Source organism: Psychrobacter sp. KH172YL61 (assembly GCF_007182895.1).
GTDB lineage: Bacteria > Pseudomonadota > Gammaproteobacteria > Pseudomonadales > Moraxellaceae > Psychrobacter > Psychrobacter pacificensis.
Map to the genome: position 1 here is coordinate 2505277 of NZ_AP019516.1, position 13921 is coordinate 2519197.

General features: G+C 45.2%; 12 protein-coding genes and 4 pseudogenes. 8 read left to right on the top strand and 8 right to left on the bottom strand.

From position 1 onward, the window contains the following. Positions 1-16 precede the first annotated feature (16 nt). Positions 17-898 carry a PHP domain-containing protein gene (locus tag PKHYL_RS13385; protein WP_071003111.1) on the bottom strand — a complete coding sequence of 294 codons (882 nt, stop codon included), beginning with the start codon at positions 896-898 and terminating at the stop codon, positions 17-19. Positions 899-1203: 305 nt separating this feature from the next. On the opposite strand from PKHYL_RS13385, the gene ispZ reads away from it, so the two are divergent. The 7 genes from ispZ (at position 1204) to PKHYL_RS13415 (ending at position 6081) form a co-directional block, all read left to right on the top strand. Continuing rightward, positions 1204-1755: a septation protein IspZ gene (gene ispZ, locus PKHYL_RS13390; protein ID WP_071003109.1), complete on the top strand. Its 552-nt coding sequence runs from the start codon at positions 1204-1206 to the stop codon at positions 1753-1755. Positions 1756-1889: 134 nt separating this feature from the next. After that, positions 1890-2207: a YciI family protein gene (locus PKHYL_RS13395; RefSeq protein WP_071003108.1), complete on the top strand. Its 318-nt coding sequence runs from the start codon at positions 1890-1892 to the stop codon at positions 2205-2207. A gap of 205 nt (positions 2208-2412) precedes the next feature. Beyond that, positions 2413-2634, top strand: a complete 222-nt coding sequence (locus tag PKHYL_RS13400) for a hypothetical protein (RefSeq protein WP_240365378.1) — start codon at positions 2413-2415, stop codon at positions 2632-2634. Between the two features lie 129 nt (positions 2635-2763). Then, complete coding sequence (locus tag PKHYL_RS18240; RefSeq protein WP_332835889.1) at positions 2764-3255, top strand: hypothetical protein; 492 nt, start codon at positions 2764-2766, stop codon at positions 3253-3255. Further along, positions 3239-4837 (top strand): FAD-dependent 5-carboxymethylaminomethyl-2-thiouridine(34) oxidoreductase MnmC, encoded by a 1599-nt coding sequence (mnmC, locus tag PKHYL_RS13405; protein WP_332835890.1) that lies wholly within the window; start codon positions 3239-3241, stop codon positions 4835-4837. The genes PKHYL_RS18240 and mnmC overlap by 17 nt, the downstream gene beginning before the upstream one ends. Before the next feature lie 106 nt (positions 4838-4943). Beyond that, positions 4944-5378, top strand: a complete 435-nt coding sequence (locus tag PKHYL_RS13410; RefSeq protein WP_071003102.1) for a secondary thiamine-phosphate synthase enzyme YjbQ — start codon at positions 4944-4946, stop codon at positions 5376-5378. Between the two features lie 133 nt (positions 5379-5511). Then, on the top strand, positions 5512-6081 hold the full coding sequence (locus tag PKHYL_RS13415; RefSeq protein WP_197496675.1) for a hypothetical protein: 570 nt from the start codon (positions 5512-5514) through the stop codon (positions 6079-6081). A 134-nt stretch (positions 6082-6215) separates the two neighbouring features. Here PKHYL_RS13415 and PKHYL_RS13420 read toward each other — a convergent pair. The 7 genes and pseudogenes from PKHYL_RS13420 to ffh all read right to left on the bottom strand — a co-directional run bounded on the left by PKHYL_RS13420 (position 6216) and on the right by ffh (position 12674). Further along, a pseudogene (locus PKHYL_RS13420) lies at positions 6216-6794 on the bottom strand (DUF4112 domain-containing protein). Between the two features lie 91 nt (positions 6795-6885). Then, entirely contained in the window at positions 6886-7803 is a 918-nt protein-coding gene (gene ubiA / locus PKHYL_RS13425) for a 4-hydroxybenzoate octaprenyltransferase (RefSeq protein WP_071003097.1), read from the bottom strand. Positions 7804-7998: 195 nt separating this feature from the next. Then, a complete protein-coding gene (locus tag PKHYL_RS13430) occupies positions 7999-8154 on the bottom strand; it encodes a hypothetical protein (protein ID WP_227517146.1) in 156 nt (51 codons plus the stop codon). Positions 8155-8271: 117 nt separating this feature from the next. Further along, positions 8272-9170 (bottom strand): annotated as a pseudogene (locus PKHYL_RS13435) (class I SAM-dependent methyltransferase). 67 nt (positions 9171-9237) lie between these two features. Further along, positions 9238-10079 (bottom strand): annotated as a pseudogene (locus PKHYL_RS13440) (undecaprenyl-diphosphate phosphatase). A gap of 85 nt (positions 10080-10164) precedes the next feature. Continuing rightward, the gene (tsaB, locus tag PKHYL_RS13445; RefSeq protein WP_240366539.1) at positions 10165-10866 is read right to left on the bottom strand and encodes a tRNA (adenosine(37)-N6)-threonylcarbamoyltransferase complex dimerization subunit type 1 TsaB; all 702 of its coding nucleotides are present in this window, start codon (positions 10864-10866) and stop codon (positions 10165-10167) included. A gap of 268 nt (positions 10867-11134) precedes the next feature. Further along, positions 11135-12674, bottom strand: a pseudogene (gene ffh, locus PKHYL_RS13450) (signal recognition particle protein). A 413-nt stretch (positions 12675-13087) separates the two neighbouring features. Here ffh and PKHYL_RS13455 point away from each other — a divergent pair. Next, positions 13088-13879 (top strand): cytochrome C assembly family protein, encoded by a 792-nt coding sequence (locus PKHYL_RS13455; protein WP_201587478.1) that lies wholly within the window; start codon positions 13088-13090, stop codon positions 13877-13879. Positions 13880-13921 lie beyond the last annotated feature (42 nt).

Sequence of the window (13921 nt, forward strand, 5' to 3'; positions counted from 1 at the left end):
TGATAAAACCATCAGACTAAGCAGGCGTGTTAAACAACTCCCAAATACCGCGTTGGTCTTCATTTAAGATAGGCACATCCCCTAAGCAGCGCCACGGCATATTGCTACCATGAAAGTCACTGCCAATCGAGGTGACAAGATTGTGCTCGGCAATACTACGATCAACCATTCTGCGCGTGCTGATTGGTTCACTTGTGGCTGGTAGCTCACAAGCGTCACCGCCAAGCTGAGCAAACTCCCCAATCAGCTTGCGCACTCGTGTGGCCGATAGATGATAACGCGTGGGATGCGCGAGCACCGCTCGACCACCACAAGCATGAATCAGCTCGATACCATGCTGCATCGTCAACGCCTCGATCGCCACATAGGCAGGCTTATTATCTGCCAAATATTTATCAAAGGCTTTTTGGACCGTTTTGACCTCGCCCCGCTCAAACAACACTTGCCCAATATGTGCGCGTCCAACGGCTTGCGGATTACCCCCTGCCTTATCCAGAATGGCTTGCCACAATTCATCAAAATCTATGCTTAGCAGCTCACTGAGCTTTTCGGTGATGCGCTGACCACGTGTGGCCCGACTGTCTTGTAGTTGCTGCAGAGTGGCATGCATCTTTTCGCGATCAGTAAAGTCCAGTCCCAGCACATGAATGATCTTATTAGTAGATTTGTTTTTGCCATAGCCGCCGCTCAACGTATGCTCACAGCTGACTTCCACCCCATTGATCAGCTGTATATCATAAGCATTAGCGGCTTCTCTTGCCTCATCAATGCCCACTAGCGTGTCGTGATCAGTCAATGCCAGTACATTGATGCCCGCTGCGTGCGCGCGCTTTACTACTTCAGTTGGTGCGTAAGTACCATCCGAACAGGTACTGTGACAATGTAAGTCATATTTCATAAGATAAACCTTAATATTTTAAAAAATAAGCGTATAAACAATTTAGTAGTAGATAGTCACTATTCATATTGGTTGCTATTGATTGCTATTATTAATGATAATGTCTGAGCCAACTCTCTGGATTTAGCGACTATTGCTGCTGTATTTGATGGTTATATTTGGTTAGCGCTATGGTCATTGCTCGCAATAAGACCGTATTACTCTGTAGGTGACGTATATCGCAGGATTATCGTGTTGATTGCTTTTTTTTGCGGCGGTAGACGTGTAAACTACCTCATACGTTTTTGTTGGACACAACCTTTGCTATGAAAGCATTATTAGACTTTATCCCTTTGATTGCCTTTTTTATCGCGGCGCGTTATAACGGTATTTTGGCAGCGGCAGGGGCTTTGCTCGTCGCTACTATCATTGTTTATGCCATTCACTTTATTCGCCAAAAAGGCAAGTTTGATAAGCAACAATGGGTCGTCTTACTATTAACCATTTTGTTTTGCGGTGGCACATTGCTGCTGCGTGATGATATCTATCTGCGCTGGAAATCGCCCATTATCAATGGTATTTTTGCGTTGACCTTGTTTGTCAGTGCCGCTATCAATAAGCCATTAATGCAGCTAGCAATGAAAGAAGTATTTACTTTAACACTTAGTGGTTGGAAAAAACTGACCGTTGCTTGGGCACTTTTCTTCGCCCTCATGGCTGTACTCCATTATATTACAGCATTCACCATGTCAGATGAAGCGTGGATTAACTTCAAGACTTATGGCTGGATTCCGATTATGCTGGTATTCGTCGTGGCTCAGTTTGCTGTACTCAAAAAGCATCTCAACCCTGCGCTGACGGACAAAACCACTAAATAACAGTTATGCGCTGATTGCAGCTACTGTCTTATAATTGATAAAACTGCTTTTAGAGCTCAAAGTAATCAGCCGTTAGCGTTATACGATGTATTTCAAATCAATCATTACGTTTTATTATCAACTAAGGAAGTTCCATGTCTTTATTTGTCATTATTGGTCATGATGTGGCTAATAGCAGCGCACAGCGTCTGATTACTCGCGCTGAACATATTGAGCGATTACAGGCGCTAAGTCGTGAAGATCGTCTGGTGATTGCAGGCCCAACGCCGATCGAACATGGCAAGAGCGATATGTCAGGCAGCTTAATCATTGCTGAGTTTGACTCTATCGAGGCGGCACAAGCGTGGGCAAACGATGAGCCTTATTTACGTGATGGCGTTTATAGCCACGTGGATATCAAGCCATTTATCCAAGCATTGCCTGCGCCCACTGATAAAGTAGCTGCATCGTGAGTCAGAAAGTCCTTTATTTGAATACTCGATTCTATAAAAGTAGCTTGGCTAGCCTGCTACTGATGGCAGCAGTATCAGTGCAAGCCGCGCCAACGGCACCAACGCAGAGGCAGCGAATCCTACAGTAGCCTCTATAAATCAACCTGCTGTAGGCGATGCAGCAACAAGTTCAGCACTAGATATCAATGATACTCTGGCAGCACAGTTGCAACCGTCTACTAAAGCACTGTCCGAGGCCAATCAAGAACTACTCAGCCGTAATGCACAATTGCAACGCCAAGTGAACGACTTGCAGACCCAAGCAAACGTCTTAGTCTATGAGAGCAAAGGTCAGCTGTTTTTGTATGGTGCATTTACCGTTTTGATCAGTTTATTGGTGGGTATTTTTATCTCGTGGCTGGTGTTCGTTCGCCGTGATCGCTGGTAAGCGATGCGCTCTTTATAGATTTAGCCTTTGACCTGCTCTATTCTACGACGTCTCATTGTATTTTGATGAACTTGATTCTGTCATCAACAACATTTTTATTATAGTAAATCATCCTACTAAGAAGTTTCCATGTCTATCGCTCATCACACAAACGCTGAACCATTAAACATTATCACACCTGCCAAGGTTGAGTGGCAAATGGATGATACTGGAAATATGGTGCCAGTGTCTGGTGAGTTCGGCGATGTGTATTTTTCGCATGCGGATGGTCTGGCAGAGACACGTCATGTATTTTTAGCGCACAATCAGCTGCCTGATCGCTTGGTACGTCTCGCACCAAAGCAGTGCTTTACGATTGCTGAATTGGGTTTTGGTACTGGGCTTAACTTCTTAGCGACTTGGCAGTTATGGCGACAGCTGCGCGATACCTACCCACAACTGGCAGATGCCCGCCTACATTTCATTACCACTGAAAAATTCCCGATACCGCTTGCAGATCTGACGCACATACTTGCCCTATGGGGTGAGCGTGCACCCGAGCTTGGTCCATTGATTGAGCCACTTTTGGCGGCATACCCGCCCTCTTATCGCAGGCTGTCACCGTTTGGACTTTTCTTATGATAATCTGACGGTCGATATATGGCTTGGGGATGCAGCCCAGAGCCTTAGCAAACTGGCAATAGAGCGCTCTCAGCAGTCTGCGCCTCAGCCTCATATCGATGCGTGGTTTTTGGATGGCTTTGCGCCTTCTTGCAACAGTACCTTGTGGGCTGACAGTATCTTTACACAGATGCAGCGCCTATCGCGTCCGCATACCACCGCCGCTACTTATAGCTGCGCAGGCATCGTAAAGCGCGGGCTCAAGGAACATGGCTTTGCCATCAAAAAGGTAAAAGGTTTTGGTCGAAAGCGAGAAATGCTCACCGCCATCATGACCGATACAAACCATATTGACGTTACTAGTGATAATAAAAGTTGTGATAACGAAAGCCACGATGCGGAGCAGATAACAACAGATAGCACCTTTAATCACACTGCCATCATTGGTGCAGGCGTTTCAGGGTTGCTAACGGCTTGGTCGCTTGCCAATCGCGGCATTGCGGTCACTTTATTAGACAAAACGGCGCCTCTGGCTGGCGCTTCAGGCAACCCTCGAGCATTGCTTGCCCCAAAAATGACGCCAATTCACCACGTTGATGAACATTTGCATACCATCGGTTATCTTTATAGCAGCAGGCTATATCGAGACCTTAATCAGAAAGCCACACAGCTCAATACAGCGCCAGTACTGGAGCCGACTGGAGCGCTTGATTTACTGGTGAAAGCCAATATTGGCACCGAGCAAATCGCAGATTATCCTGATGAGATGGCAACCACCCTACCCCATGAGCAAGCACAGAATATTAGTGGAATAAAAGAGCAAGACTTATCAGAGAACTTATACTTACCACAGTCTGGTTTGGTCAATCCGCAAGCATTGAAAACTATTATATTGACACATCCGCTCATTCGCTTTCAGCAATTAGAAGTGAGTGAGATTAACGAAACTGAACAGCAAGTGTGTATTGAAGGCAGTGATCAAAATCAGGAGACTGTCTCTATTCTTGCTGATCATGTCGTTATTTGCGCCGCCTTTGAGAGTCATCAATTAGATAAGCGTATTTTTGATTGCCGTAAAATTCGTGGTCAGCTGTCTTGGTTTCATCCTAGCCTAGAGCAACTGATAAATTTGCCAAAAATCCCGCTTAAATATAGTGGTTACTGTGCGCTGTTCAATGCACAGACTGGCGATGATAACCTAAACACTGTCACCGCTGGCAAGCCATATCTATTACTAGGGGCAAGTTTTATCCGCAATGATATAGGTACTGACATTCGAGATGAAGAACATCAGATTAGCCGGGACAAGCTCGTTGCTGCCATTCCTGAGATGGAATCTATCATGCCAGCCGATACTAGCCTGTGGCAAGGGCGCGCTGGCATTCGCACTCAGACACCTGATTATCATCCAATCGTTGGGCAACTAACCAACAGTCAGCGAATTTGGACGATGAGTGCAATGGGTGCAAAAGGTTATGCGTTGGCACCCATCTGCGCTGAAGCGTTAGCGGGTATGCTGCTAGGGTCATTTGCGCCACTATCTAATGCAATGCTCGCACGTCTATCGCCCAATCGTACCCGTTTGCAAACACCGCTCACTTAATATCATTTAGGATGATATTCATGTACATCAAAACAACGCTTTCGACGATTCATATTATCTTGTGATATCTTTATTTAATGTTCATTCCGACAATGAGATAAGCATCATGAGCTATCACCAAACCACCATTACTCTACCTGCCTACGCGCGTGGCATCCATGTCATCACGCCTATCATCGAGGAAGCCATTGCTCAGCTCATACCGTCCAGCGCCAAAGCAGGGCTGGTTCATTTGTTTTTGCAACACACGTCAGCCAGTCTCGCCATTAATGAAAATGCTGACCCAGACGTAAGATTGGACACAGAGGATTGGCTCAATAAAATCGCCCCAGCCGATCAGCCAGAGTACCGCCATACCTTAGAAGGTTCGGATGATCTACCAGCGCATCTTAAAAGCATGATGCTTGGGGTAAGTTTGACCATTCCTCTGATAGATGGTGTCTTGGGTCTAGGTATGTGGCAAGGGGTTTACTTATGTGAGCATAGAGACGTGACTGGATATAGCGGACAGCGCAAGCTGGTTATTACGGTCAATACGTAATAATATAGATTCAACCTGCCACATTGATATAGCGCGCTATTAACGGATAAACCTGATTATGACCACTTTTGTCTTAAAATTACTAAGCTCAACAAACGCTAAGGTTCACTGTCTCAAAGCTTCTGCTCTTTTTTTGAGTTTATTTCTGCTGACTGCCTGTCAAGAAACGCCAGAACCTGAAGCACCTACCGAAACACCATCTGAAACGTCAACGCAGACAACGCCTGTCACCACAAATATCAATGTCAATGAAGCGGCGGATGACAGTATAGAGAATGCTCAGAACCCATCACAGACTGAAGCTAATTCAGAGCGCGATGTGAGCTTGACTGAGTTAGAGCAAGACCTTGGAGGCACTGTCGCTGCACCAAGTAATACTGCTACATCGCCCAATCCAGAACAGGCCATTAAAGGCGCACAAATCACTGATGTCCGTTACAAAAGTGAAGCAGGCGACACCTTATCGGTCGTTTTTGAAACGTCAGCTTCAGGGTTGCTCAATGCCATCGTCACTCGCCCCAACCAGCCAAAAATGACGCTCAGCGCGCCAGAAGGACAAGGTAACAATCCCACTTATCGCTCAGTCGATGGTAGCATCCAACTGGTGAGTCATGCAGGTGGCGGCACCATTGATCTTATCCAAAACAATACCGTCACTAGCTTTGATGCAGTCAGTGCTGAAGCAGAAGTCGTCACTGAATAAGTGCTAATTGCATCCTTTTGAAAGTCTTATCTTAAATAATTAAAAAGCGGCAAACGTTACTATCGTTGCCGCTTTTTTATCTCTATTACTGGTCTCTACTCACTCGTATTTACTTAACTTTCTGGTAGATGATTTTATTTATCCAAACCCAGTCGATTGCCCAAAAGTCCGACCAACCAGCTTATCGCCGTCCAAATTCCCCAGCCAACAAATACAATCACGATGAGTCCCAACATGTCAGGGATATGCAAGTATAGCCAAGCTACTATTGGATTTCGCCAAAATGCACCAAAGCGGCCTTGCTGCTTGTCTTCTAATGACTGATGTAAAAAGGCCGATCCATATGCATGGTTTCAGTGATGCCATACTCCTGATGTAAATGCTCGTGTACGATACCCAATGTCTTGCGGCTAGGGCGAATAAAAATATCTAGCAATGTCCCAATGCCGGGCACAATACCGACCACCATATCAATCAGCGCCAGTCTGACCGCAGGTGTCATTTTATCGGCAGGAACACCCAGCTGACGACCCAGTATAAAAGCATAGCTGGTCAGTATCAGTCCTGCGACATCCCCCTGCGAGAGGAATGGTAGAGAGCGCCGCATCCGCACCTATGCCTTGCTTGGTAAAAGGCACGCGGACAAGAGAATCCATTGTATTAGCAAACTTTGCCAGTTTACGCTCGGTGGCAATGACTTGCTCGCGTGTCAGTCCCTGCTCAGCAAGTTTTGCCTGATAATCGACGACTGAGCCATTTGTATTAGAGGATTTCTTTGCTTTAAATCTCGACAACTTCTTAAATTTATCCATTTAGAGTCGTCCATATACAAGCAATTGCAACGAGGGCAAAAACATAGCGTCCCACCCAGATATTGGCTAAGAATGCCTGAAAGCAAGCCTGCGCATTGCGACTGGCACAAACGCTGTTTTGTTTGGCAAACATCATCGCCACCAATGCTAATCCGAATACGGGTGTCACGCCTAGCGTTGTTGGGGCAAAGTAATGCCACATAGCCGCGCCCATCATCAGCAAAAATAGCATTTGCAGGATTGAGATAATAATCACATCATAGCGGCCAAATAATATCGCCGTTGATTTGACCCCAATCTTGAGATCATCCTCGCGGTCAGCCATTGCGTACTGCGTGTCATAGGCCACCGTCCAGCACATATAAGCAAAGAATAATAGCCAGCACCAAATATCGGGAGCGCCCTGCACCGCCACATAAGACATCGGTATGGCCCACCCAAACGCCGCCGCCAAAAATACTTGTGGCAGATGGGTATAGCGTTTCATAAAGGGGTAAATAAACGCCAATACAACAGCACCCAGCGACCAATAAAAAACGGCAACGGGTAAGAAAAACAGCAAAATGCCGCTGAGTAATACCAGTACCAAAAATGCAGCAATGGCTTCTTTGCCAGATAGACGTCCATCTGCTAATGGACGACCTTTGGTGCGAGTCACATGACCATCTACTTTACGATCCGCAAAATCATTAATCGCACAACCAGCGGCGCGCATAAATATCGCACCGAGGGCAAATATTACAAATATCTTGAGCGTTGGCAGACCTGCTGTAACTCCTTGCTGCTGGGCTTGGCCCATGGCAGCTAACAGTACGCCCCATAATGTCGGCCATAGTAGCAGCTCAATACCCACTGGTTTATCAAAACGCGTGAGCTGGATATAGGCTTGTAGTTTGTCTTTGAATGTCATGGCTTCTTATTATCGTCAATAAAGAGTGTTATATGCTTTTTTTGCTAGGGCGTGTCGCTATTTTAAAAATGGTGATAAACATTTGAATTAGGGACACGCCCTAATCGTTAGATTTGTTTCCATAAGTTATTCGCCTCAATTAGAGAAAATTCAGGATACTGTTTACGTAACGCTTTAATCGCAGGGATTTTATCTTTATGTGCTGCTTGTTCGCAAAAATGCCAATTGCTCTTGTGGACTGCTCAATTCCTTTAAACGTGCTTCAAGCCGAAGAATCTGAGTGCGCAGCATGATATTGACCAACAATAACAATAAGCCTGCACCCATGACCCAAATGATTAGCGTTGACATTTCCTGCTCCTGAATACATGTATTCTAAATACTCAAGCTAATGAATGACGTATGTTTATGCTGATACACTTATTTATCACAAACAGTGGCTATGAAATAATCCTCGAAAAACCGATGTCAGGCAAAATACCCATCAAAGCGCACGGCTTCATTATGCCAGCTTTCACTAACCGGCTCATCGGCAAATAATGGCGCAAATTGTGGCCGCTTGACGATCACGCGACCTTGTCCTTGCGCGCTTCGACTCACAATTGCCTTAGCACTATTTAGCAGTTGGCGCTCTTCCTCTAGCGTTGGTGGACGCGCCAATTGATGCAGCGCTTGCATGTGCTTGCCGACTTTGGCACCTTTACCTGTCTTACTGTCTTGGTAGCTATCCTCTGGAAACATGGGATCTAAATACACCACATCGACTGCATTGCCGTCATTCGATATATCGTCAGCTTTTAGGCTCGCAAAATAACTCAGTGCATCAGTATTGATAATATGTAGACGGCTCATGAGCTTTTGCCAATTAGGCTGCGCGCTCATACGCTCTTGTTCTACAAGTAACAGCAACGCCATTAGCGGCTGCTGCTCAAGCATAATGACGTGTGCGCCAGTACTGGCCAATATCAAACTATCATGGCCAAAGCCGGCCGTGGCATCGATAACATGGCTATCTGCGGTAATCTTTGCTGCTTGCAGTAATAGCTCCGACTTACGACCAGCACTCACCACGCGGCGTTGCAATTTATCCCACTCTGGTGACACGCTCAGTCCATCACTAAGCCACGATAGCTTATCTTTTCATCAAGCAGCAAAATAAGTTGAGAGGATGTTTGGCTCAGTTGCTGGCGACGTTTTTGTGTTAATTTCTCCGTGGAGAGCTTAGTCTTTAGGACGATTGGTAATTTGTGCTCAGCTATCAATGCCTGTAAGCGCTCAATCTGTGCTTGTTGACTGTCATTCACATAGAACAATTGGCACTGTACAAGGTCACCTGACTTATTATCTGTGTGATGCAGCGCTGTCATAACCATCATCCTTTTTACTTATAACTGCTTACTTTTTACCCATAGCATTACAAGCCATCGTACAAATCTAGCCCGCCATTTGGTAACCAAAGCCCCAAGCCGCAACCAACACGATAACACCCGTGATAATGCGTAACCAAGCAAAAATAGTAAAGTCACGGCGACTCACCCATGCTACAAGCAAGCGAATACAGAGTAGCGCCACGACAAACGACACGATGGTTCCAACACCTAATACCAACCAGTCTTCACGATTGCTCAGTACATCGCCGTGTTTGAGCAGATCTAATAATGCCGCGCCTACAATGACAGGAATACCCAAAAGAAAGAAAACTCAGCGGAGGCTTTACGCGAGACTCCAAGCCATAGCGACCCAATGATCGTCGATCCTGAGCGTGACGTGCCTGGTATCAGAGCCAGACACTGAAATAGGCCAATCATCAGCGCCGTTTTTATACTGACATCTTCTGCCTCTTTTGCAATGATGGTTTTAGGGCGCTTTTCCACATAGAATATGAGCAGACCACCGATGATGAGCATAATGGCAACGACAATAGGATTAAACAAATAAGCTTTGATTTCATCAGCAAAGGTAAAGCCAACAATCATCACAGGAATGGTCGCGACAATGAGACTGAGTCCCAGTTGCCTAGGATTGGTCATGCCTTCTGCTTTACCTGTTATGAGACCCATCAATGCTTGCCACAGTCTGCCCCAATAGTCATATATCACTGCCAAGATAGCACCAAGCTGTACCACGACCACAAACAAATCAACTTTTTCTTTGGTCCAAAATCCCATCACATCGGCTGATAAAATCAAATACCCCGTGCTGGAGATGGGCAAAAACTCTGTGATACCTTCCACGATACCCATGATGACAGCTTGAACGAATAACAGTATATCCACAATGACTTTCCTAAAAACAGGCCGATTGGCTGTCCTATGTTGACGTTGGTTTTATATTGATTAATGCTTAAAAAATACTCAAAAGCTACGCTTTGCCTTGCTCTTTAAGTGTTTTCCAAGCTTGGTTACGTAGATATTTTGGTAGTGCTTGCGCTGCCTCCGTACCACCATCGTTTGCAAACTGAGCAACACCAAGCTGCCCGATGATAACAGCGTCTGGCCAGACGTCTTCATGGCACACTTGCTGATCATGCAATGCTAATAGCATCGCGCCATTCCCCGCGATAGGGAGATTCAGTGCTGTTTGGCTATCATAATCTAATAGCTGCTCAGTGCTATCACTGCCATAAGCCCGTACTGGCTGCATGATGCTATAAACTAACTCGTCGTCAACTACCAACTCATACTGTCCGAAATAGACTTGCTGCATACGAGCATCAAGGGCGCTGTATAGGTGTGTCAGCCCGTACTGCTGATACGCAGATTGTGCAATCGCTTGTAGGCTAGAGACACCAACACAAGGCAAGTCATGCGCGACAGACAACGCTTGCACCACTGCCGTGTTGATACGAATACCGCTAAACGCACCCGGCCCGCGATTAAATATTAAAGCCTGTATATCAGCAAGACGTAGCTGCGCCTCAGATAGTGCAGCATCAATCATCGGTAAGATCTGCTGAGTTTGCTGACGCTTGCCTGTTTCGGTATGGTTCGACAGTACCTGTCCGCTCGAATCTAAAATCGCGATCGAACACTGATCGAACACGGTATCCATTGCTAAAAACATCACAACCTCGGCTTTTACTTTTGGCGTTCTAAATGGGTTTGTCAGATTTTAATAATTTTTAATAGCCATTTATTATTTATGTACTATCAAAATTTAGACAGAATGAAACAGCGCCTATCATAGCATTTAGGCTAAATGAATTTTATCAATTTCTACGCTTTTCCACACTTTATTCATCTGTACTTATTCATAGCTAACCATAAAAAACCCTAAAGCTTAGGTAGCTTTAGGGCATATATAAAATACTTTCAGTATGCATCACGATGGCTTAGAAGCGCGTTTTAAACTTCTTTGGCGCTTGGTTTTGCATTTCTTGCATTTGCTTTTGCATCTCTTCGGTGCTTGGCATATTGTTCGGATCCAGTCCCATTTGCTTGGCCATTTGTTCTGGATTCACGTTTTTAGTGCCTTGCTGACCGCCGCCAAACAATGGGCCACCACCGCCTGCGCTACCACCACCCATGAGGCCTTGCATAGACTTCATCATTTTACTGATGCCTTCAGGCTTTGAGATCATTTTCATCATTTTTGCCATTTGCTTGTGCTGCTTGAGCAAACGGTTAACATCTTGAATCTCACGGCCTGAGCCTGCAGCGATACGGCGCTTACGACTTGGATTAATCTTATCAGGGTTTTTGCGCTCAAACGGCGTCATTGAATTAATCAACGCCTCCATCTCACGTACTTTTTCTTCTGGCTTGGCATCTTCGACGGCTTTTTGCATATCTGAGCCGCTCATACCTGGCATCTTATCTAAGAAGCCCGCCATACCGCCCATACTTTTCATCTGCTGGAACTGGGTTAATAGATCCTCAAGGTCGAAATCACCGCCTTTTTGCATCTTTTTCGCCATTTTCTCGGCTTTATCACGGTCGATTTTTTGCTCAACCTCTTCGACCAAACTCAGTACGTCGCCCATACCAAGGATACGCTGGGCAATACGCTCAGGGTGGAATAGCTCTAACTCGCCTAGTTTCTCACCGCGGCCCAAGAACTTAATTGGCTTGCCGGTGATAGCACGTACAGACAGCGCCGCACCGCCTCGTGCATCGCCGTCAGTCTTAGTTAAGATAACACCCGTCAATGGCAACGCATCATTAAAAGCTTTTGCGGTATTGGCGGCATCTTGACCCGTCATTGCATCGACGACGAATAGTGTCTCAGATGGGTTAACCGCCGCCGTTAGCGCCTTAATCTCATCCATCATGGTATCGTCGATATGTAGACGACCTGCCGTATCAATGATAAGGATATCTTGATACTGGATTTTGGCCTCTTCAATCGCACGCTTTGCGATATCGATTGGATTTTCATCCGTGCTTGAGTTGACAAACTTGGCATTTACCTTACCGGCAACTTGCTCAAGCTGTTTGATCGCCGCTGGACGGTAAACGTCGGCCGATACCAGCATGACTTTTTTTCTTTTGACGCTCTTGTAGATATTTGGCCAATTTACCAGCTGTGGTCGTTTTACCCGCACCTTGCAAACCTGCTAGCAAATAAACCACAGGCGGTTTGCCTGTCATCTCTAACTGCTGATTGGCACTGCCCATCATTTCGGTCAGCTCGTCGTGTACGATTTTGACAAAGGCTTGACCTGGCGCTAGCTCTTTTAGCACTTCAGCACCAAGCGCTTGCTCTTTGACGCGTTTGACGAAATCACGAGTGACAGGCAGTGCTACGTCAGCTTCTAACAATGCCATACGTACTTCACGCAGGGTGTCTTTGATATTGTCTTCAGTCAGTTGTCCAGATCCTACGATATTACGTAGGCTGGACGATAAGCGTTCTGTTAAGGTATCAAACATAAATAACTCTCAATTAAAATGGTTTTCAATTAAATAATACGCAATTAAAATAACTTTCAATAAAATGGTGGCGAATCAAACGATTCAAATGGTTCATCAATACTATTAGGATGGACTATCAAATACTGGGACATTCTCTTATAAAAAATCATATTATCAATACTATAGCATCAACACGGCTCAAAACTTATAGTCGTTTTGCAAAACTTGGCTCTGATATTTATAAGTGACTTACGATATATTTTGCGGATTGCTGCTTTGTCAATCATATTTATAAGCAATAAGTAAGATGATGCTCAACTGGCACCCATTTTATGATAAATTGGACGATTATTCTAATCATTCTGATAATACCACTTTAGCGACACATTGAGCGGCAGTTTATGCTCAGTATAAGATGAGGCTTTTTATCTGTGCACCTTGCATTCTTACTTGCTAGCATGGCTTATGTCTTAGTCAGCCTCCATATTGGTTGGGCGCTGATTCAGGACAAACCTATTCATAAAGGCGTCAGTTTGGGGCTTTTATTGGTAGGGATGGCCGCACATGCGACCTTACTTTATCCATATGTAGTGACGCTTTATGGTCTGAATTTCAATTTGTTCAATATCATTAGCCTGACCAGTTTATTCTTCTTATTCTTTTACCTGCTGTTTTGTTTGTACCGCCCTATTCTGAGCCTTGGTATTTTGGCTGCGCCTACTGCACTAATAGGTATGACCGTCGGCTATATTGGCCGCGCACCCTATCAACCGCTTACTGACGTCAGTGTCGGTCTTGAAGCTCATATCCTATTATCGTTAGCGGCCTACTGTGTGCTGTTGATGGCGGCAGTACAAGCGCTATTTTTGCGTCTACAAATTCGCGAGCTCAAGCATCATACCATTCACCGATTTTGGGTCAATAAATTACCCTCATTACAAAGTATGGAGAGTCTATTATTCGATATGCTCTTGGTAGGCTTTGTGCTGCTTAGTATCGCACTGGGGATTGGGTTTATCTATGTCGAAGATTTGATGGCACAGCATATCGTGCACAAAACAGTATTTAGTCTGCTCTCGTGGTTATTATTTGGTACGTTGCTGCTTGGCAATTGGCGCGCAGGATGGCGAGGCAAACGTGCGGCGAATATCACTATTTATGCCTTTATTCTGTTAGCGATTGGCTTTGTGGGTAGTAAGTTTGTTTTGGAAATGCTGATATAAAATATCACATTATAAAAAAGGCGATCAGTAACTGTTGCTACT

What these genes read in the sequence shown, in the direction of transcription:
- PKHYL_RS18240 (WP_332835889.1), top strand. Translation starts at nt 2,764, where the DNA reads ATGTCTATCGCTCATCACACAAACGCTGAACCATTAAACATTATCACA.
- PKHYL_RS13410 (WP_071003102.1), top strand. Translation starts at nt 4,944, where the DNA reads ATGAGCTATCACCAAACCACCATTACTCTACCTGCCTACGCGCGTGGC.
- PKHYL_RS13385 (WP_071003111.1), bottom strand. Translation starts at nt 898, where the DNA reads ATGAAATATGACTTACATTGTCACAGTACCTGTTCGGATGGTACTTAC.
- PKHYL_RS13395 (WP_071003108.1), top strand. Translation starts at nt 1,890, where the DNA reads ATGTCTTTATTTGTCATTATTGGTCATGATGTGGCTAATAGCAGCGCA.
- PKHYL_RS13430 (WP_227517146.1), bottom strand. Translation starts at nt 8,154, where the DNA reads ATGTCAACGCTAATCATTTGGGTCATGGGTGCAGGCTTATTGTTATTG.
- ubiA (WP_071003097.1), bottom strand. Translation starts at nt 7,803, where the DNA reads ATGACATTCAAAGACAAACTACAAGCCTATATCCAGCTCACGCGTTTT.
- tsaB (WP_240366539.1), bottom strand. Translation starts at nt 10,866, where the DNA reads ATGTTTTTAGCAATGGATACCGTGTTCGATCAGTGTTCGATCGCGATT.
- ispZ (WP_071003109.1), top strand. Translation starts at nt 1,204, where the DNA reads ATGAAAGCATTATTAGACTTTATCCCTTTGATTGCCTTTTTTATCGCG.